At 70.7% G+C, this 19,953-nt stretch carries 18 protein-coding genes; 11 read left to right on the top strand and 7 right to left on the bottom strand.

The features are described from left to right. Positions 1–105: 105 nt before the first annotated feature. The 4 genes from ACGFNP_RS00795 (at position 106) to ACGFNP_RS00780 (ending at position 5,210) form a co-directional block, all read left to right on the top strand. The gene (locus ACGFNP_RS00795) at positions 106–2,853 is read left to right on the top strand and encodes an AAA family ATPase (protein WP_393313266.1); all 2,748 of its coding nucleotides are present in this window, start codon (positions 106–108) and stop codon (positions 2,851–2,853) included. A gap of 83 nt (positions 2,854–2,936) precedes the next feature. Then, complete coding sequence (locus ACGFNP_RS00790) at positions 2,937–3,692, top strand: alpha/beta hydrolase (RefSeq protein ID WP_358333164.1); 756 nt, start codon at positions 2,937–2,939, stop codon at positions 3,690–3,692. A 25-nt stretch (positions 3,693–3,717) separates the two neighbouring features. Then, the gene (locus tag ACGFNP_RS00785; protein ID WP_358333167.1) at positions 3,718–4,518 is read left to right on the top strand and encodes an alpha/beta hydrolase; all 801 of its coding nucleotides are present in this window, start codon (positions 3,718–3,720) and stop codon (positions 4,516–4,518) included. A gap of 98 nt (positions 4,519–4,616) precedes the next feature. Continuing rightward, entirely contained in the window at positions 4,617–5,210 is a 594-nt protein-coding gene (locus ACGFNP_RS00780; protein ID WP_393313262.1) for a helix-turn-helix domain-containing protein, read from the top strand. A 21-nt stretch (positions 5,211–5,231) separates the two neighbouring features. Here ACGFNP_RS00780 and ACGFNP_RS00775 read toward each other — a convergent pair whose 3' ends face one another. Both ACGFNP_RS00775 and ACGFNP_RS00770 read right to left on the bottom strand, forming a co-directional pair. Further along, positions 5,232–5,708: a hypothetical protein gene (locus ACGFNP_RS00775; RefSeq protein WP_393313259.1), complete on the bottom strand. Its 477-nt coding sequence runs from the start codon at positions 5,706–5,708 to the stop codon at positions 5,232–5,234. A 96-nt stretch (positions 5,709–5,804) separates the two neighbouring features. Then, entirely contained in the window at positions 5,805–6,728 is a 924-nt protein-coding gene (locus tag ACGFNP_RS00770) for an oxidoreductase (protein ID WP_358333613.1), read from the bottom strand. A 99-nt stretch (positions 6,729–6,827) separates the two neighbouring features. Here ACGFNP_RS00770 and ACGFNP_RS00765 point away from each other — a divergent pair, with 99 nt between their 5' ends. Continuing rightward, positions 6,828–7,478: a TetR/AcrR family transcriptional regulator gene (locus tag ACGFNP_RS00765; protein ID WP_393313257.1), complete on the top strand. Its 651-nt coding sequence runs from the start codon at positions 6,828–6,830 to the stop codon at positions 7,476–7,478. A gap of 128 nt (positions 7,479–7,606) precedes the next feature. On the opposite strand, the gene ACGFNP_RS00760 is transcribed toward ACGFNP_RS00765, so the two are convergent. From ACGFNP_RS00760 to ACGFNP_RS00750, 3 genes are read right to left on the bottom strand one after another with little or no spacing between them, the layout of a single operon-like run. Continuing rightward, complete coding sequence (locus ACGFNP_RS00760; RefSeq protein WP_393313254.1) at positions 7,607–8,251, bottom strand: response regulator; 645 nt, start codon at positions 8,249–8,251, stop codon at positions 7,607–7,609. Then, a complete protein-coding gene (locus tag ACGFNP_RS00755; protein ID WP_393313251.1) occupies positions 8,242–9,330 on the bottom strand; it encodes a sensor histidine kinase in 1,089 nt (362 codons plus the stop codon). The genes ACGFNP_RS00760 and ACGFNP_RS00755 overlap by 10 nt, the downstream gene beginning before the upstream one ends. Then, positions 9,314–9,931, bottom strand: a complete 618-nt coding sequence (locus tag ACGFNP_RS00750; protein ID WP_358333184.1) for a DedA family protein — start codon at positions 9,929–9,931, stop codon at positions 9,314–9,316. The genes ACGFNP_RS00755 and ACGFNP_RS00750 overlap by 17 nt, the downstream gene beginning before the upstream one ends. Positions 9,932–10,041: 110 nt before the next feature. Here ACGFNP_RS00750 and ACGFNP_RS00745 point away from each other — a divergent pair, with 110 nt between their 5' ends. The 3 genes from ACGFNP_RS00745 to ACGFNP_RS00735 all read left to right on the top strand — a co-directional run bounded on the left by ACGFNP_RS00745 (position 10,042) and on the right by ACGFNP_RS00735 (position 14,832). Then, positions 10,042–12,804, top strand: a complete 2,763-nt coding sequence (locus ACGFNP_RS00745; protein ID WP_393316557.1) for an SNF2-related protein — start codon at positions 10,042–10,044, stop codon at positions 12,802–12,804. Further along, positions 12,801–13,916: an SWIM zinc finger family protein gene (locus ACGFNP_RS00740; protein WP_393313248.1), complete on the top strand. Its 1,116-nt coding sequence runs from the start codon at positions 12,801–12,803 to the stop codon at positions 13,914–13,916. Before ACGFNP_RS00745 ends, ACGFNP_RS00740 begins: the two co-directional genes overlap by 4 nt. Before the next feature lie 76 nt (positions 13,917–13,992). Continuing rightward, positions 13,993–14,832: a prephenate dehydratase gene (locus tag ACGFNP_RS00735; protein ID WP_358333190.1), complete on the top strand. Its 840-nt coding sequence runs from the start codon at positions 13,993–13,995 to the stop codon at positions 14,830–14,832. A 153-nt stretch (positions 14,833–14,985) separates the two neighbouring features. On the opposite strand, the gene ACGFNP_RS00730 is transcribed toward ACGFNP_RS00735, so the two are convergent. Both ACGFNP_RS00730 and ACGFNP_RS00725 read right to left on the bottom strand, forming a co-directional pair. Beyond that, positions 14,986–16,275 (bottom strand): MFS transporter, encoded by a 1,290-nt coding sequence (locus tag ACGFNP_RS00730; RefSeq protein ID WP_393313245.1) that lies wholly within the window; start codon positions 16,273–16,275, stop codon positions 14,986–14,988. Beyond that, positions 16,272–16,811, bottom strand: a complete 540-nt coding sequence (locus tag ACGFNP_RS00725) for an ArsR/SmtB family transcription factor (RefSeq protein WP_393313242.1) — start codon at positions 16,809–16,811, stop codon at positions 16,272–16,274. The genes ACGFNP_RS00730 and ACGFNP_RS00725 overlap by 4 nt, the downstream gene beginning before the upstream one ends. A gap of 221 nt (positions 16,812–17,032) precedes the next feature. Between ACGFNP_RS00725 and ACGFNP_RS00720 the strand changes: the two genes are divergently transcribed. The 3 genes from ACGFNP_RS00720 (at position 17,033) to ACGFNP_RS00710 (ending at position 19,758) form a co-directional block, all read left to right on the top strand. Then, a complete protein-coding gene (locus ACGFNP_RS00720) occupies positions 17,033–17,884 on the top strand; it encodes a CPBP family intramembrane glutamic endopeptidase (protein WP_393313239.1) in 852 nt (283 codons plus the stop codon). A 69-nt stretch (positions 17,885–17,953) separates the two neighbouring features. Further along, positions 17,954–19,075, top strand: coding sequence for a sensor histidine kinase (locus ACGFNP_RS00715; RefSeq protein ID WP_393313236.1), 1,122 nt, complete (start codon positions 17,954–17,956; stop codon positions 19,073–19,075). Next, the gene (locus tag ACGFNP_RS00710) at positions 19,072–19,758 is read left to right on the top strand and encodes a response regulator transcription factor (RefSeq protein ID WP_358333205.1); all 687 of its coding nucleotides are present in this window, start codon (positions 19,072–19,074) and stop codon (positions 19,756–19,758) included. Before ACGFNP_RS00715 ends, ACGFNP_RS00710 begins: the two co-directional genes overlap by 4 nt. Positions 19,759–19,953: the final 195 nt, after the last annotated feature.

Here is a 19,953-nt window from a genome sequence, read left to right as displayed (position 1 = left end):
ATCCGCGTTTCCGACAAAGGCATGGTGCTCGTCCCCGGCGGCACCCCCATCACCGCCACCAAGTTCGCTGGACGGGACCCCGAGCGCACGCGACCATGGCTTCATATGCCAGCAAACCAGCAAGCAATACCGCTTTTCGGGCGGGAGTCCGAACAGCGGCGTCTCGGCGAGTTCGTGGACGGCGTCCGAAAGAGCGGCGGAGCGATGCTGGTGCGCGGCGAGGCGGGGATCGGGAAGTCGGCCTTGCTGCTGGACACGGCGGGGATCGCGGCCGCTCGGGGCATGCGGATCTTGCGGACGGCCGGTGTGGAGTCAGAGACGCACATGCCCTTCGCCGGTCTGCATCAGGTGCTGCTTCCGCTTCGTACCGAGATCGGGGAACTGCCCGCACCCCAGCGCGGCGCGCTGGGAGCGGCGTTCGGGCTGACCGACGCCCGGGTGCCGGACCCGTTCCTCATCGCCCTGGCGGCGCTGAACCTCCTGGGCGAGGCCGCCGCCCGCGCGCCCGTCCTGCTCCTTGTCGAGGACGCTCACTGGCTGGACCGCGCAAGCGCCGACGCGCTCGCGTTCGTCGCGCGGCGGCTGGACTCCGAACCGATCGTGCTGCTGGCCGCGATACGCGACGGTTTCCAGAGCCCCCTGGAAAGGGCAGGGCTGCAGGAGTTGCTCCTCGATCGGCTCGATGACACCGCCGCGACCGCCCTACTGGACGCCTGCAGCCCCACCCTGACGCCGGCGGTACGCACCCGGTTGCTGCGGGAGGCTGCGGGAAACCCCTTGGCCCTCGTCGAGCTGCCGATCGCCGCGGACACGCGGGACGGGAAGGGCCCCCTGCCGCCGGGATGGCTCCCGCTGACCACCCGGCTGGAACAGACCTTCACCGCCCGCATGTCGGGATTGCCATCGACCCTTCGGACCATGCTGCTGGTGGCCGCGCTCAACGACAGCACCGACCTTTCCGAGACCCTCGACGCCACCGCGCTGATCACCGGTGTACCGGTCACGGCAGACGATCTGGCTCCCGCTGTCACCGTACGGCTGGTCGACGTGGACGAAGCCGGGGTGTCGTTCCGGCACCCGCTCATGCGCTCGGCGATCTACCAGGGCGCGAGCATCTCCCAGAGGCACGCCGTGCACGCCGCCTTGGCCGACGTTCTCACCGGCCGGCCGGACCGTCGTCTCTGGCACCGCGCGGCATCCAGCCCCAGGCCGGATGAGAGCATTGCCGTCGAGCTGGAGACCACGGCCCAAAGCGTGCGACGTCGGGGCGACCTGCTGTCGGCCGTCGCGGCGCTGGAGGACGCGGTCAGGCTCAGTGAGAATCCCGCTCACCGGTCTGAACGGCTGGTGCGGGCCGCCGAGTACGCGGCCGAGATGGGACGGCGCGATATCGTCGTAAGGTTGCTGGGCGAAGGCGAGCAGCCGCACCTGTCGGCCCAGCAGCAGGCCCGTATCGTGTGGATCCGCGAGAGCTTCCAGGACGGCATCCGTGACGACAGCGCGGCAGCGCACTCTCTGGCCGATCTCGCCGAGACGATGGCGGCGCAGGGGGACGTCGATCTCGCGCTGAAACTCCTGTCCAGTGCGTCCTTGCGATGTTTCTGGGCTCATGCTGACGAGCGGTCGCGGCAACGCGTCGTCACCGTGGCCGAGGGCCTGCCCGTCGACGATCTGGACGGGCGGTTGCTGACGGTCCTGGCGTTCGCGGCTCCGATCGAGCGGGGGAAGGTCGTGATCGAGCGATTACGCCATCTGGCCGCCCACCCGACCGGCGGCCGGCCCGCGGCTCGCCTGCTCGGCAGTTCGGCGTTGATGGTGGGGGCGTTCGACCTGTCGGAGGAGTTCAGCGCCGCTTCGCTGCCGACTCTGCGCGCGCAGGGCCGGCTCAGCCTCCTGGCGCGAGACCTCGGGGCACAGGCATGGAGCGCGGCCCGGCTGGCCGACCTGAGCGTGGCCATTCCCGCGGCCGAGGAGGCCGCCCGTCTGGCGCACGAGACCTCCCAGCCGCTGATGCACGCCATCGCTCAGGCCTCGGGCGCGGTGCTCGCCGCGCTGCGCGGCGAGCAGGATCGCGTGGAGAGCCTCGCGGTGGCGGCCGAGCAGGTGGCCCTGCCCATCGGAGCCCGCCCCGTGCTGGCCACGGTGCAGCTCGCGCGTGGACTCGCCGCGCTGGGCGAGGGACGTTACGCCGACGCCTTCGACCAGCTGCGACGGATGCACGACCCCGCCGATCCGGCCTTCCACCTGGCGCTGCGCTGCTTTTCCATCGCCGAACTCGCAGACGCCGCGGCGCACAGCGGTCAAGGGCACGCGGTGGCCGGCATCATCGAGGAACTGGAGGCGGTGGCGCTCACCACGCCGTCGCCGTCCTTGCACGCCGACCTGCGCTACGCCCGGGCCGTCCTGGCCGATGAGGCGGCAGCAGAGCCCCTCTTCGACGCCGCGCTCGGTGCCGACCTGCGGCGATGGCCCTTCGTACGGGCTCGGGTGCAACTGGCGTACGGCGAATGGCTGCGGCGCCAGCGGCGTACGGCCGAGTCGCGGGCACCCTTGCGCACGGCTCGCGAGACGTTCGACGCCTTGGGGGTGATCCCCTGGAGCGAGCGAGCGCGCCAGGAGCTGCGGGCCTCCGGCGAGAGCAGCCGCAGTCGCAGCAGTGAAGCGCGCGACGTGCTGACCGCGCAGGAACTCCAGATCGTCCAGATGGCGGCCGATGGCCTGACGAACCGGGAGATCGGCGAGAAGCTCTATCTGTCTCATCGAACCGTCAGCTCCCACCTCTACAGGATCTTCCCCAAGCTGGGGGTCACCTCGCGATCGGCGTTGAGCAGAGCCCTGCGCGTACCATCCTGACCTCACCGCTTCGCCTGGTGACGCTCGGTGACGCAGTCATGTGACGCTCGCGACCCGCGCGGAGGGCTTCTTACGGTGAGGCCATGAGTTCCTTCAAGAACGGCAGCACGCCGACCGTCGTGCTGGTCCACGGCGCCTTCACGGACGCGTCGAGCTGGGCGGGCGTGATCGCCGAGCTCCAGGATTCCGGGATCCCCGTGATCGCTGTGGCCAACCCGCTGCGCGGACCGGCCACCGACGCCGCCTACCTCGCCGGCGTCGTCGCCGCGATCGACGGTCCGGTCCTGCTGGTGGGTCACTCCTACGGCGGTGTGGTCATCACCCGGGCCGCAGCCCAGCCGGGCAACGTGGTCGGGCTGGTCTACGTGACCGCTTTCGCCCTGGAGGCAGGGGAGAGCGTGCTGGACGTCACGGGCCGCTTCCCCGACAGCCGGCTGGGCCCGGCGCTGCGGCCGGCCGTCTTCCGCACTGGCGATGGAGAAGAGGCCGTGGAGCTGTTCCTCAAGGAAGACCAGTTCGCCGCGGTGTTCGCCGCCGACCTGCCCGAGCGCCTCACCTCGGTGGCGGCCGCCGCGCAGCGCCCCATCGCGGCGGTGGCGTTCGAGGAGAGCTCTCCCGCCGCGAGCTGGAAAACCCTGCCGTCCTGGTACGTCGTGGCGACCGCGGACCAGGCGATCCATACCGCCGCACAGCGTTTCATGGCCCAGCGCGCCGGGGCCGACACCATCGAGGTCGACGCCTCACACGCGATCGCGCTGTCGCAACCGGCAGCCGTGGCCGGCCACATCCGCACCGCCGCGACCGCGACCCAGGCGGTCAAGCACACCCATCCGGCATGACAGCCATGTTCCTGAGGAGCAACCGATGACCGCACCGACCACTCCCGTCATCTTCATCCACGGCCTTTGGCTACACGCCACCTCCTGGTCTTCCTGGATCGAGCTGTTCACGACCGCCGGCTACGACGCGGCGGCGCCCGGCTGGCCGGGGGACCGCGAAAGCGTCGAACTGTCCCGCAAGGACCCCGACAGCATCGCCGACCATGGCATCGACGACGTCGTCGCCCACTACACGGAGATCATCAACGCTCTGGACGTCAAGCCGATCCTGATCGGTCACTCCTTCGGCGGCATGATCGCCGAGAAGCTGCTCGGGCAGGACCTGGCTAGAGCCGCGATCGCGATCGACGCCGCCCAGATCAAAGGGGTGCTGCCGCTGCCGTTGTCGGCGTTGCGCTCGACCCTGCCGGTGTTCAAGAACCCGGCCAACAAGCACCGGGCCGTCTCCCTCACCCTCGACCAGTTCACCTACGCGTTCGGCAACGCCATCCCGGCTCAGGAAGCCGCCGAGCTGTACGAACGCTGGACCATCCCCGCGCCGGGCAAGCCGCTGTTCGAGGCTGCCGCCGCGAACTTCTCCCCCCATTCGCCCGCCAAGGTCGACACCGGCAACGACGCCCGGGGGCCGCTGCTGCTGATCGCCGGCGGCAAGGACCACACCGTCCCCGAGACGGTCACCGAAGCGACGCTCAAGCAGTATCGAGGCTCCACCGCGATCACCGAGATCCAGCGGTTCCCCGACCGGGGCCACTCCCTGACCATCGACCACGGCTGGCGTGAGGTGGCCGACGCGTGCCTGACCTGGCTTACCAGGAACGACCTGTAGACGAGCTGAGTGGCCCTGGTCGAGGACGGCCGGGTGGGGGCACCGTCGTGACTCGCCGCCATTGCCAAAAACCCTTGCCGTTGTGGCAAATTGGGTCCATGGACGATGACGAGATTGTTCTGGACGATGTTCTGCATGCCGTCGGGCCCCGGCTGCGGACCCTGCGCCAGCAGCGCGGCGCCACCCTGACCGAGCTGTCGGAGTCCACCGGCATCTCGATCAGCACCCTGTCGCGCCTGGAGTCCGGGCAGCGCCGGCCGACCTTGGAGCTGTTGCTGCCCCTGGCGCGCGCCCACCAGGTGACACTGGACGAGCTCGTCGACGCGCCGCCCACCGGTGACCCGCGCGTGCAGTTGCGCTCGTTCCGTCGCCGGGGCTCCGTCTTCATCCCGCTCACCCGCCGGCCCGGCGGGCTCCAGGCGTTCAAGCAGGTCATGCCGCCGAACTGGCCCGGAACCGAGCCCGATCCCCAGGTGCACGAGGGCTACGAGTGGCTCTACGTACTGTCCGGGCGGGTGCGCCTGGTCCTCGGCGAGCACGACGTGATCCTCACGCCCGGCGAGGTCGCCGAGTTCGACACCCGTATCCCGCACTGGTTCGGCAACGCCGGTTCCGAGCCGGTCGAGATCCTCTCCCTGTTCGGGCCTCAGGGCGAGCGTCTCCACGTCCGCGCCCAGCCGACCGGCAAATGAGCTGACCATCGACGGCGCTCGTTACGGGATGACGTCCGCCACGATCTTCGCGGTGGCCTGGCGGCACGAGGAGAGTCGCCCGCTGATGTTCGCCTGAGCGGCCGAGTTGCTGGCGCAACGCCATCCGCCGACGGTCGCGACCCCAGCGCTGCCCTGCTTGGGGGTGTCCGGCCGGTAGTAGGTCCGGAAGATCTTGAGGGCCGTACGGCAATCGGCTCGCCCCGCGGACACCGCGACCGCCGCCATGGCGCCGCCGCCGGGCGGCTGGATCTCACCGCACACGGTCCCGGGGCCGGCGAGCGCGCGCTTGCGCGAAGGCCGGGCCGTGGGCGTCGGGGATACCGGCGGTACTGATGTCGTGGGCGTCGGGGATACCGGGGGCGCTGATGTCGTGGGCGTGTGGGTGACGGACGGTGCGGCCTCCGGCTCGGGCTTCTCTCCGCAGGCGCTCATGAAGAGCAGCAGTACCGGGACGCAGGCGATAACTCGTGAACGCACGAAACAGGACTCCGCACCTCGACTCCAAGATCGGCGTAGTCTCTCACACGCTCTCAGACGGGGCTGCCGGCGCGTCACTCCACCATACGGACGATCTCAGGCGGTGGCCGGGAGTGCGAAGCGCACCGTGGTCAGGCGTTCCGACAACTCCCAGAGGCGGCGGCCGGTCTCGGGATCGGTGGCGGTCGGGGCCAGCTGGACCTGTTTGGGGGCGCCGCGCAGCTCAGCCATGCCGCCCGGCCCGATGAGCTGCCCACTTGCCGCGTCCGGGGCGGTGGCCGCGTACAGCTGAGGCAGCGCGCCCCGCTCGGCGGACTGGGCGAGCGGGGCGAGGATGCGGCCGAACAGCAGCTTCACCATGCCGACCGGTGCGCTGGTCTGGAGGTTGGTGGAGGCGTAACCGGGGTGGGCGAGCACGCTGCGCACCGGGCTGCCCGCCGCGGTCAGCCGCTGGTGGAGCTCCCATCCGAAGGCGGCGTTGGCGAGCTTGGACTGGTTGTAGAACTTCATGGGAGAGTACGTGCGCTCACCGGTGAGGTCGTCGAAGAAGATCCGGCCCTGCCGGTGGTTGGTCGAGGTGACCGTGACCACGCGGGGGTCGCTCCCGTCGGCCAGGAGGTCGAGCACCAGGCCGGTGAGTGCGAAGTGGCCGAGGTGGTTGGCGGCGAACTGCAGCTCGTGGCCCTGCGCGTTGAGCGTACGGGGCGGCGCCATCACCCCCGCGTTGTTGACGAGGAGGTCCAGGCGCCCCAGGTCGGAACGCAGCCGGTCGGCGAAGGTGTGGACCGAGTCCAGATCCGCCAGATCGAGGTGGCGCACCTCGAGACGGGCATCCGGCCGCTCGGCGGTGATCTCGGCGACGGCCCGCCGCCCCTTGACCTCGTCCCGTACGGCGAGGATGACGTGCGCGCCCCTGTGGGCGAGTGCCCGGGTGGTCGCCAGGCCGAGGCCGCTGCCGGCCCCGGTGACGACAAAGGTCTTGCCCGTCTGGTCGGGAATCTGGTCGATAGTCCAGCTCATCACGCGGCCTCCTTGAGGATACGACAACTATCATTGTCGTACGAACGACAATGATAGTTGTCGTATGCTGGTGTCAAGCAGTCCCGTTCGGAGAGGCCCATGCGAACCTGGTCGGACGACAACCCCAAGGCCCAGCTCATGCAGCGCAAGCGGACCGCGATCGTGGACGCCGCGCGCGAGGCCTTCCTCGACACCGGCTACGCCGAGACCTCGGTGCACCGCATCGCCGCGGCGGCGGGTGTCTCGATCAAGACGGTCTACCGGCATTTCGACGGCAAGGACGACCTGTTCAGTGCCGTCATGCGGGATGCCTGCTCAATGCCGGAGCCCGAGGTCCTTCCCGACAACGATTCCGAGTTTCCGGACCTGCCGTGGTTCACCGAGTCGCCCCAGGTGGCGTTGCCGCTCGCGGGCGTGGACTACCTGCGACGAGTGCTGTCACCGACAGAGCTGGCGCTGTACCGGGTGGTGACCCGGGACGCGCCTCGGTTCCCGGAGCTGGGTCACCGGTACCGCCAGATCATGGAGCTCCGGGTGCATGCTCTCCAGCGCTACCTCGAACGCTGGGCGCCCAGCCAGGATTGGAAGGCTGGGAGCCTGCGGTGGGCGGCGGGGACGTTCGTGGCGATGCTGGGCGGGGGGCTGTTCGAGGACGCGCTCCACGGCGTACGTGAGCCGACCGAGGAAGACATCACCGAGCGCGCCCGTAAGGCGGCGGACCAGCTGATGACGCTCCTGAAGGCAGATTGACGGGTTCCATGGTCCACCGGGTGATCGGGTCACGGGCGCCGTAGGGGCGGTGGGGCAAGCTGTCGCGCCTGCCCTGCGGCAGTGCGGTCATCGCCCGGGGGCCCGACCTCGACGCCGGAACACACAGGTCACGACTCCAGGAAGCGGAGGACGGCCAGCACGCGGCGGCTGTAGCCGGTCTGGTGCGAGAGATGGAGCTTGTCGAACAGTGAGTTGACGTGCTTTTCCACGGCGCTCTGCGACACGTGCATGGCTTGGGCGATCGAGGCGTTGGTCAGTCCCTGGGCCATGCGTTCGAGGACGTCGCGCTCGCGCGGGGTGAGCCGGGCCAGCGGATCGATCTGGGTGGTGCGGGCCAGCAACTGGCGTACGACCTCCGGATCGAACGCCGCTCCCCCGGCGCCCACCCGGTCGAGCGCGTCGAGGAAGTCGGCTACCTGCGCCACCCGGTCTTTCAGGAGATATCCGACACCTTCCACATCGCCGCTCATCAGCTCCGTCGCGTACCTCTTCTCCACATACTGCGACAGGACCAGCACCTTGACGGTGGGCCAGCGTCGCCTGATCTCCAGCGCGGCGCGCAGGCCCTCGTCGGTGTGGGTCGGTGGCATCCGTACGTCGACCACCACGATGTCGGGCCCGTGGGCGGCCACCGCCTCGACCAGGGCGGCACCGTCGCCCACGGCGGCGGGCACCTCGTGGCCCTCCTCCACCAGCAGCCGTAGCAGGCCCTCGCGCAGCAGCGTCGAGTCTTCGGCCAGGATCACCCGCATGGCAGCTCCGCCACGATCATTGTCGGGCCGCCCGCCGGGCTGACCACCTGGAACCCGCCGTCGAGTGCCGCCACCCGGCGGGCCAGCCCCGACAGCCCGCTGCCCGAGGCGGTCGCGCCGCCCCGGCCGTCATCCATGACCCGCACGACGATCATTGTGCCCTCCCGGTGCACGTCAACGGTGATGAGGGTGGCTCCCGCGTGCTTGGCGGCGTTGGTCACCGCCTCGCAGACGACGAAGTAGGCGGCCGTCTCCACCCCCATCGGGGGGCGCGCGGCCAGGTCGCAGGACACCTTGACCGGTACGCTCGAGCGCTCGGCCACCCCCGCCAGCGCCTCGCCGAGACCGAGGGAGTCGAGGCCGCTCGGGTAGACCCGCCAGGCCACCTCGCGCAGCTCGGCCAGCGCCTGCTGCGCCTCCTCGTGAGCCTGGTCCAGCAGCTCGGGACGGCCCCGCCGGGATCGGCCGATCAGCATCGACAGGGCGACCAGGCGCTGCTGGAGGCCGTCGTGCAGGTCGCGTTCGATCCGGCGGCGCTCTGAGTCGACCGCCGCCACGATCCCGGCCCGGCTCTCGGCCAGCTCGACGATCCTGCGTTCGAGTCTCTCGGTCGGATCGGGGCCGAGCACCCGGCGGGCCAGCCGCTGTTCGAGCGCGTGCACGCCAACCACGCCCGACAGGATCAGGAAGAGCAACAGCAACCCGACCAGGGCGAAATAGATGAAGATCGGCCAGGTGGGTTCGATGTCGTCGAAGGTGCCTCCGGTCCCCCAGGCCCAGGCGATGCGGACGCCCGTCACCACCCCGATCAGCAACAGCCCCACCACCAGCCCGCCCAGCACCCCGACCGGAACGCGCAGCGCGAGATAACGCGTGGCCCGCCCGCCCACGTCGAACTCCGCCGGGTCGAGGCGCAGCCGCCGCGTCTCCAGCAGGGCCAGCCGCCTGGCCATCGCCCGCGTGTTGGGATAGCCCAGGAAAGGCAGCGCCACCAGCAGGAACGCCAGGTCGGCCAGGGCGGTGGCCGCGCCCAGCGACACCGCCGCCAGCAGCCGCAGGCCCTCAGCGACGGGACGCATGTCTGCCCTTGCGCCGCTCCGCCAGTCGTACGCCGATGAAGACGAGCACCGCCAGCACGACCAGGCCGATCACCACGTTCGTGCCGACTCCCACATAGGCCTCCACCAGCGACCAGTTCTCGCCCAGGTAGTAGCCGGCGAGCACGAAGATGGTGTTCCAGATGAGGCTGCCGGCGGTCGTCAGCAGGGTGAACGTGAGCAGCGGCATCCGCTCCACCCCCGCCGGGATGGAGATCAGGCTGCGGAAAATGGGGATCATCCGCCCAAAGAACACCGTCTTCTTGCCGTGCTTGAGGAACCACGCCTCGGTCTTCTCGATGTCGGAGACCTTCACCAGCGGCAGCTTGGCGGCGATCGCCAGCGTACGGCGGCGGCCGAGCAGCGCGCCCACCCAGTAGAGCGCCAGCGCCCCGAACACCGACCCCGCCGTGGTCCACACCAGCACATCGAGCAGGTCCATCTCACCCCTGCTCGCGGTGAACCCCGACAGTGGCAGGATCACCTCGCTCGGCAGCGGCGGGAACAGGTTTTCCAGCGCGATAGCCAGGCCCGCCCCGGGGGCGCCCAGGGTCTCCATGAGTGCGATGAGCCAATCAGTCATGTTGTAGAGGCTAATCAAGATCCAATATGGCGGTAATGAGGTGGGCGGCAGATCTCGGCTGTGGTAAACCACAGGTGTTTTGTACCGTACACTGTACGGCCGTGAGCCCAATGACGGATCTGGTACGGCAGGCGGTCGTCTTCGAACCCGGCGACCCGCCCAGAGAAGGGCGGATGGCCTTCCTCGACCCGGGCGGGGACGCCACGGTGACCGTGGTCGAAGAGCATGGCGGTGAGCTGCGGGTTCTGGAGGCCGGGGCCACCCGCGTCCCGGTCGCCGACGCCGTGGCCACGCTGGCCAGGGCCAGGAGCGACGCGGGCGCCCACCCTGCGGCGCGATTCTGGGGCGCGGTGGCACTGGTCGCGCTGCAACTGGTCGCCAGGGGGCGGATCCTGCCGGGGGTTTCGGCGGGCGACTTCGACTCCTGGCGGGCGGGGCCGTTCGACGCGGCCGACGTACAGCGCATCCGGGAGCTGGCCGACGCCATGCCCGCCGCGGCGCGGTCCGTACCTCTCGAAGGGTGGGCCACAGCCGACGGCGGGCGGCCCGAAGCGGACGAGCGGCCCGGCCGCGCCGGTGCGGGAGGGGTGCGGTTGAGGGATGCGGAGTCGCTGGTGCGGGCGTTCCTGGACGCGGTGGCCGATGCGATGCCGCGCTCCCCCGGCGCTGTCCGCGCCACCGGCACCTCGGCGTTCGCGGCCGTCAAACCGGTCAAAGTGCCCCGGCTGCGTGCCTGGGCCGACGAGGTGTCCGCGGGGCTGGACTCCGGCGTACGCCTGTCGCTGCGCCTGGAGGCCGACAGCCTGGAGCAGGCGGAGTTCCGGGCGGTGGTCCAGCTGCACAGCCTGGCCGACCCGTCCCTGGTGGTGGACGCCGCCGACCTGTGGGAGGGCAGAGACCCGGGGTTCGGCCCCCGTGCCAGGATCGAGGCCACGCTGGCCATCAGGCGGGCCGCCCGCGCCTGGGCCCGGCTCGAACGCCTGCTCGACAGCGCCGTCCCCGACGAGCTGACCCTGTCCGGCGGCGACGTGGAGGACCTGCTGGCCGGCGCTGCCGAACGCCTGGGCGCGGCCGGTGTCGAGGTCCACTGGCCAAGGGAGCTGGTACGCGGCCTGAGCGCCCGCGCCGTCGTCGGCGAGCGCGACAGCGCCCCGTCCGACCTGCCGTCTTTCCTCGGCGGCCATCACCTGACCAGCTTCGACTGGCAGCTCGCCCTGGGCGGCGAGCGGCTGACCGCGGCCGAGATGGACCGGCTCGCCGAGGCGCACCGGCCCGTCGTACGGCTGCGCGACCAGTGGGTGCTCATCGAGCCGGACCTGGCCCGCAAAGCCCGCCACCGCGACCTCAAGCCGCTGACCGGCCTCGACGCCCTCGGCGCCGCGCTGACCGGCACCGTGGAGGTCGACGGCGAGCAGGTGCCGGTCGAGCCGAGCGCCTGGCTGCGCGAGCTGCGCGACCGGCTGTCCGAGCCCGAGGAGATCGCCGCGCCGGAAGGCCTGGACGCGCGGCTGCGCGACTACCAGCTGCAGGGCCTGCGCTGGCTGGCCAGGATGACGTCGCTCGGGCTCGGCGCCTGCCTGGCCGACGACATGGGCCTGGGCAAGACGATCACGCTGATCGCCCTGCACCTGCACCGGGGCGGCGGGCCCACGCTGGTCGTCTGCCCCGCCTCGCTGCTGGGGAACTGGGAGCGGGAGATCTCCAGGTTCGCCCCGGGCGTCCCTGTCTGCCGATTTCACGGAAATAGCCGGACATTGGCTGATGAGGGATTCGTACTGACGACATACGGCACGATGCGGATGGACGCCGCGCGGCTCGCCGCGCACCCGTGGGACCTGCTGGTGGCCGACGAGGCCCAGCACGTCAAGAACCCCTCCTCGGGTACGGCCAAGGCGCTGCGCGAGATCCCGGCGGCCGCCCGCGTCGCGCTGACCGGCACTCCCGTGGAGAACAACCTGTCCGAGCTGTGGGCCATCCTCGACTGGACGACGCCGGGGCTGCTCGGCTCGCTGGGCAGGTTCCGCTCGCGCTGGGCCAAACCGGTCGAGTCAGGCGACTCCGTGGTGGCCGAACGGCTGGCCAGGCTCGTGGGGCCGTTCCTGCTGCGCCGCCGCAAGTCCGACCCTGGCATCGCGCCCGAACTACCGCCCAAGACCGAGACCGACCGCCCGGTGGCGCTCACCACCGAGCAGGCCGGGCTGTACGAGGCAGTCGTACGCGAGATCATGCGGCAGATCGAGAGCGCCCAGGGCATGGCCAGGCGTGGACTGATCGTCAAGCTGCTGACCGGGCTCAAGCAGATCTGCAACCACCCGGCCCATTACCTGCACGAGGCCGCGCCCAGGCTGACCGGCCGGTCCGGCAAGCTCGAACTCCTCGACGAACTCGTCGACACCATCGTCGCCGAGGACGGCGCGGTGCTGGTCTTCACCCAGTACGTGGCCATGGCCCGGCTGCTCGACCGGCACCTGACGGATCGAGGGGTCGCCACCCAGTTCCTGCACGGCGGCACCCCGGTGCCGAAGCGGGAGGAGATGGTGCGGCGCTTCCAGGAGGGGGCGGCGCCGGTGTTCCTGCTGTCGCTCAAGGCGGCCGGCACCGGACTGAACCTCACCCGAGCCGACCACGTCATCCATTACGACCGCTGGTGGAACCCGGCCGTCGAAGACCAGGCCACCGACCGCGCCTACCGCATCGGCCAGGACAAGCCCGTCCAGGTGCACCGGCTGATCGCGGAGGGCACGATCGAGGACCGCATCGCCCAGATGCTGGCGGCCAAGCGCTCGCTGGCCGACGCCGTACTGGCCTCGGGCGAGGCCGCCTTCACCGAACTGACCGACGCGGAACTCGCCGCCCTCGTGGAGTTGAGATGAACGCTGTCCGAGGATTCCCGGCATTCCCCTCGCAACGGTCCGGCGCCCGCTTCGCCACCTCCTGGTGGGGCCGCGCCTGGATCCAGGCCATCGAGGACACCTCCCTCGACCAGAAACTCCTCCGCAAAGGCCGCACGTACGCCAAGTCCGGACAGGTCGGCCCCATCACCGTCAGCCCGGGCCGCATCGCCGCCGTCACCGAGAGCGAGTACGACACCGTCGTCCACGTCGAGCAGCTCACCGCCCCCGAATGGGAGCGCTTCCTCGACCAGGTGGCCGCCAAGGCGGGACACATCGCGGCGCTGCTCGACGGCGACATGCCCCACGACCTGGTCGAGGACGCCGAGGACGCGGGAGTCCCGCTGCTGCCGACGGTCGGCGACCTCGAACCGGAGTGCTCCTGCCCCGACTGGGGGCACCCGTGCAAGCACGCCGCCGCCCTGTGCTACCAGGCATCGTGGCTGCTCGACGCCGACCCGTTCGTCCTGCTGCTCATGCGCGGACGGGGCGAGCGGGAGCTGATCGAGGCACTGCAGGGTCGCGACGTCCCCGCACCCGATCTCGCCGCCGACGCCGGCATGCCCGCCGCGATGGCGTTCGGCCTGGGTGTGCCGCCGTTGCCGGGGCCGCCGCCGTTCGACGTCGCGTTCGCGCCGCTCGGGCTGGAGCCCGCGCCCGGCGTCGACGTGGCCGCCCTGGAGGTGCTCGCCGCCTCAGCCGCCGACCGGGCCCGCGAGCTGCTGCTCACCGGGCGGCTGGCCGTACTGACCGAATACCAGGACCGGGTACGGCTGGCCGCCGCCCACGACCTCGACCTCGGCCTGGAGCCGGCCGTACAGGCCTGGCGGTACGGCGGCGCCGACGGACTGGAGGCGCTCGAATCAGCCTGGACCCCGCCCAAGCAGGACCTGGCCAGGGCCCGGACGCTGCTCCGGGCCGGCTGGGAGGGCGAGCACCCACCGGAGGTCGAGGCGTGGCGCAACCGCTGGACCATCGGTGCCCGGCAACTGCGTTACGGCCGCGACGGCCGCTGGTACCCGTTCACCGACCGCGACGGCCAGTGGTGGCCAGCCGGCCCACCGGAACGCGACCCGTCGGCGCTGGTGGGCTGACGAGGCTTCTGGGTCGACCTTCCTCGGCCGCCCGTCCCATGCAGCCGGGCTCCCGGCTGCATGGGAAAATGCTGGAGTGACCGCACGACGTATCGCCTACCAGGGCGAGCCTGGCTCGAACTCCCACTTGGTGTGCAAGCACCACTACCCCGACTGGCATACGGTGCCGTGCGCGTCCTTCGAGGACGTGTTCGCGGTAGTGGAGAACGGCGAGGCCGAGCTGGCGATGATCCCGATCGACAACTCGATCGCCGGCCGGGTCGCCGATATCCACCACTTCCTGCCGACCTCGGACCTGCACATCATCGGCGAGCACTTCCTGCGTATCCAGTTCGACCTGATGGCGCCGCGGGGTGCGACCCTGGACACGATCAAGTCCGTGCACAGCCACGTGCATGCCCTCGGCCAGTGCCGCCGGATCATCCGCGAGCACGGACTGGTGCCGATGATCGCCGGTGACACCGCCGGCGCCGCGCGCGAGGTGGCCGAGGCGGGCGACCTGACCCAGGCGGCGATCGCGCCGCCGCTCGCGGCGGAGATCTACGGCCTGCACATCCTCGCCCGCGACGTCGAGGACGAGGAGCACAACACCACCCGGTTCGTGGTGCTCAGCCCCAACTTCGTGCAGGCACCGCGCGGCGAGGGCCCGGTGGTCACCTCGTTCGTCTTCAACGTCCGCAACCTGCCGGCCGCGCTCTACAAGGCGCTCGGCGGGTTCGCGACCAACGGCATCAACATGACCAAGCTGGAGAGCTACATGGTCGGCGGCCACTTCGCGGCCACTCAGTTCCTCGCCGAGGTCGACGGGCACCCCGAGGATCCCGGTCTGAAGAACGCGCTGGAGGAGTTGGCGTTCTTCACCACGGACGTGAAGATCCTCGGGGTCTACCCGGCCGACCCGTTCCGCGCCGACTGACGCCGGGGCTGCGGGAAACTTGATCACCTGGAAGGCTGCGTCGGGAAATGCGCAGGGACGGTTTGCGGCCTCAGAGCAGCTTGCGGGGCTCGGCTTGTCGCCACTGATCGTTCCGATGCGGGTGGAGGTGTGGTGACCTGCAAGCGATGACCGTCAGCTGGATGTGGTGTGCACAGTGATCTCTTCGGCCAGGTCGGCTTGCGGGCGCGCGCTGCGCAGTGCGGTCTCGACGCGGCGGTTGCTGGTCATGGTCGCGGTGACGGCGGTCATGGCGAGCAGGAGGCCGGCGGCGGCGTAGAGCGGGGTGCGCAGGTCGTAGGTGGTGGCCAGCCAGCCGCCGAGGACGGCGCCGAAGGGGGCGGCGCACATGGCGAGCATGCGGGAGGTGGAGGCGACGCGGCCCATCAGGTGGGCCGGGACGATGGCCTGCCGGAGGGAGGGTCCGAGCACCATCGTGGCGCCCATGCCCGCCCCGCAGACGGCGAGCGCGAGCCCGGCCACGTACGGGTTCGGGGCGGAGGCGAGCCCCAGGATGGCGAGGCCCTCGATTGTGGCGGTGCAGGTCAGCGCGGTGCCGGTGCCCAGGCGACGGCCGAGGAAGGAGGCGATGCCCGCGCCGAGCAGGCCGCCGGTGGCCTCGGCGGTGAGGAGCAGGCCGAAGCCGAAGGCGCCGACGCCGAGACGTTCGCGGGCGAACAGGGCCAGGACGGTCTCCACCGCGAGGAAGGCGACGTTCCCGACCGCCGGACGGAGCGCGAGCCCGAGCAGCAGCCGGTCCCGGAAGACGTAGGAGGCCCCGGCCCGCGCCTGCCGGAGCAGCGACTCGCGGGCGCTTGCGGCCGGCCGCGGCACGGCGGGCAGCGACCGGACGAGCAGTGCGGACAGCGCGAACGACACCGCGTCGGCGAGCAGCGGAACCGAACGTCCGAGCGCGAGCAGCGCACTGCCCGCAGGTGGCCCGGCGAAGCCGGACGCTGCGGTCTGGGCGCCGCGCAGGCGAGCGTTGGCGCGCTCCAGCTGGGCGGGGTCGCGGCCGAGCAGATCCGGCAGGTACGCCGTGGCCGCCGTGTCGAAGAACAGCCCGCCGAGGGCGAGCAGGAACGCGACGGCCGCCAGCAGCGGGATGCTCAGCACGTCGAGCGCCGCCGCCGCAGCGGGTACGGCGAGCAGCACCGCACGCGCGGCGTCCGTGACCCACATCGTGCGGCGGCGGTCCCAGCGGTCCACCAGCGCACCGCCGAGCACTCCGAACAGCAGCCAGGGCAGTGTCCCGGCGGCCGTGACGACGGCCAGCGCCATCGGATCCCGGGTCAACGTCAATGCCAGCAGCGGCAGCGCGGCATGCGTCACGCCGTCACCGAGCGAGGACACCGTCTGCGCGGTCCACAGTCGCCCGAACCCGGTGGGCAACTTCGCCACATCATGTGTCAGATTCGGGGTCACTTGGCGTCCCCCTCGACCTGCTGGCGCGGAGCCGGCCGGAACAGCGCGAAGACCAGCGACACGTCTGGAAGCGATGGATCAGACAGCGTCCGGTACTCATCCGCCAGTGCCTGCAGCCGCGCCCCCAGCTCCGTGAACTGCTCCTCGGTGAGTCGCAGATGTGCCATTCGTACGTGCCGCTCACCATCCACCGGCGACGCCTCCAGGTCCGCCACCGCATTCCGCAGCAGCACGTCCGGCTGCCCCGGCCCTGGATCCGGCAGCTCGATCGACCGCGCGGCTATCGCGTAGTACCGCTCGGTGACCCCTCTCACTTTCCGCGTCCGTACCACCTTCACCAGGCCGGCCCGCTCGAGTAACCGCACGTGATAGCTGGAACTCCCCTTCGCAAGGCCCACCCGCTGGGCGATCTGCGTGATCGTCGCCGGCTCGAAGCGGAGCATGGCCATGATCCGGTGACGCGTGAGATTGGAGACGGCGCGTAGCTGCTCGTCATTGGTGACGTGAAACGTCTCGGGGAGATCATCGGTAGGCATGCGGACAATGGTCAACGACTCTTGACCATTGCGCAAGGGGTTAGGCCCGAGCAATATGGCGATGATCTTGCGGATCTACCGAGGTCGAAGCCAACAGGGGTCCCGCATCCCCCATGAGAGCTACCGGAATCGTCCACTCGCTGGTGATTCGTCGGCGCCGTCGCGCTCCTAATGTTTCCGCTGGGTCGCCGACCGTGCGACCACTGTCAACGGAGGTCACCATGAGCACGACAGCCACGCCGGACCACGCACACCAGGGCGGCGGCCGGATGCGGCGGATCGCCCGGTTTCCCCTCACCTGGCTGTTAGTCGGGCTGCTCGGCGTCGGCGCGGTGTCGGCCGTGGCCGCGAGCGGGCCGCCGGTGCTCGCCGTGCTGGGCGCGGGCGCAGCGGTCGCCGTCTACTGGGCGGTCATGCGCTTCGTCGCGGGACGGAGCACGCCGGAGATCGCGAGACGCGGGGCCGGGCGGGAGGCGTTGACCGGCGCCGGGATCGGCCTGGGGTTCGTCCTCGTCTCCGCGCTCCTGATCGCGATCTTCGGCGGTTATTCGTTCACCTGGTCGTCCGGGAACGTCCTGTCGGTCGTGTTCGCGATGGTCTCGGTGTCCGTCGGTGCGGCGGTCACCGAGGAACTGATGTTCCGTGGTCTGGCGCTTCAGGCCCTAGAACGGCTGTTCGGCAGCCGGGCGGCCGTGGCGATCACCGCGTTGGCGTTCGGTGGCATGCACCTGGCCAACCCGGGAGCCACGGGGTGGAGCTCGCTGGCGATCGCCCTTGAGGCGGGTGTCCTGCTCGGTGCCGCGTACCTCTGGCGGCGCAGTATCTGGTTCGTCGCGGGACTCCACTTCGCCTGGAACGCCACCGAGGGGCTGCTCGGCATCCCGGTCTCCGGCCATGTGGCACCCGGGCTGCTGACCACGCACGTCACAGGCCCGGCGCTGCTGACCGGCGGTGAGTTCGGGCTGGAGGCGTCGATCGTGCCCGTCGTGGTGAGCGTGCTGCTCACCGTCCCGATGTTCATCCGTGCCCGCCGGCGCGGCGATCTGGTGCCGATGCGACGTGGCGGCCGTTAAGCTTGCGCGGTGTTCGCGAACGCCACACGTTCTGTCCGCTCCTGGCCAGGCTGGTGGCGAGCCCACCCGATGCCCGCGAAGGACGGTGTGCTCGCGGCGGTGCTCACGCTCCTGGCGTTCGAGCCGACACTGTCCACCATCTCGGCGCAGCTCGGTGACCTGCCCAGGCGCCCGTCGGACGCGCTGGCCGTGACGCTGACCTTGGCTCAGTCCGCGCCGCTGGCGCTGCGCAGCCGATGGCCCGCGGCCGGTCTGGCGGTCATCGGCACCGCCTTCGCCTTTCATCAGGCGCTGTCCTATCCGCCGACGTTCGCCGGCATCGGGCTCTATCTGGCCCTGTACGCCGCCGGAGCCCATCAAGCCCGGTTCCGTCGCGGTCTCGTAGCGGTGTCGACCGCGGGCTATGTCGTGCTGGTGCTCGTGCTGCACAGCCTGGGGTCACCCGATCGAGCCCAGGACTTCCTCGTGTTCTATCTGGCGTTGGTGGTGAGCTGGTTGGCTGGTGCCGGGATGCGCCGGTGGCGGGCTGAAGAGGCCGAGCTCCGGCGGCTCAGCGCGGACGTGGCCACGGCCGCCGAGCGCGCACGTATCGCCCGCGAACTGCATGACGTGGTCACCCACCATGTGACCGCCATGGTGGTGCAGGCCGACGCGGCCCAGTTCCTGATCAGCGGCGCCCCGGATCGCGCCGGGGACGGACTGGCCGCCATCAGCGAGACCGGCCGGCGGGCGCTGACGGAACTCCGGCACCTGCTCGGAGTGCTGGAGGCGACCGGCGATTCGGCGGTCGCGCACCGTACGCCGACGCTGGGCAGGATCGGCGATCTGGTCGAACAGGCCCGGCTGTCCGGCCAGCCCGTCGAGCTGACCGAACACGGAGACCAGCGACCTCAGACCGTCGATGTGGAACTGGCCGCCTACCGGGTGGTGCAGGAGGCACTGACCAACGCGATCAAACACGCGACGGGACGGCCCACGACGGTCACGGTCCACCACCACGACGATCACCTCGACATCGAGGTGACCACCGACGGACCCGCCGAGGCCGCATCCGTGGTGCCGTCGAGCGGACGAGGCCTGGACGGGCTGCGGGAACGGGTACGCCTGCTCGATGGCGTACTGGTGGCCGCGGCCCGGCCCGGCGGCGGGTTCAGCGTCCGCGCCCACATCCCGTCCAGGAGCAACCCATGACCGACCCGCCGATCCGGGTGCTCATCTGCGAGGACCAGGCGCTGGTACGCGCCGGCTACATCACCATCTTCTCCGCCCAGCCCGACATGGACGTCATCGGGGAGGCCGCGGACGGCCGCGCGGCAGTCGAGGCCGCCCGGCGGCTGCGCCCGGACGTCGTCGTGATGGACATCCGGATGCCCATCCTGGACGGCATCGAGGCCACCCGGCAACTGTCCGGCCCCGACACCGCCAACCCGGCGAAAGTCCTGGTCGTCACCACCTTCAACGTCGACGAGTACGTCTACGAAGCGCTCAAAGCCGGAGCCAGCGGCTTCCTGCTCAAAGACGCGCCACCCGCGGAGCTCGTCAACGGCGTCCGGACCATCGCCCGCGGCGACTCCCTGCTGGCGCCCGCCGTCACCCGTACGCTCATCGGCCACTTCGCCGAACGGCTCCGCCCCGCCGACACCTCCCGCCCGGCCAGGGACGAGATCGTACGAGCGCTGACCCCCCGCGAACTCGAGGTGCTCGAACAGCTCGCCGCCGGTCTGTCGAACGCGGAGATCGCCGCGACGCTGTTCATCACTCCCGAGACCGTGAAGACCTACGTGTCACGGATCCTGATGAAACTCGATCTGCGCGACCGCGTGCAGGCGGTCGTCCTCGCCTACCGGGTGGGGCTGGTGTCCGGCGCGGACTAGCTGACCGGCTTCGACGCCACCGCCGTCAGGTGCGCGCTAACCCCCAGCATGGACGGCTCAGACTCGACCAGCCGGATGGCGCGCAGCAGATGCTCCGGCTCTTGGAGTAATTCCTTCAGTCAGCCGGTTCTGGGCGGTGGCGTCGATGATCCACGCGTAGCGGCTGATGACCTCGGCCAGCAGCCGGCCTCCAGG

Source organism: Nonomuraea sp. NPDC049269 (assembly GCF_043197155.1).
Taxonomy (GTDB): Bacteria; Actinomycetota; Actinomycetes; order Streptosporangiales; family Streptosporangiaceae; genus Nonomuraea.
This window is presented reverse-complemented; position numbering and strand designations above follow the sequence as displayed.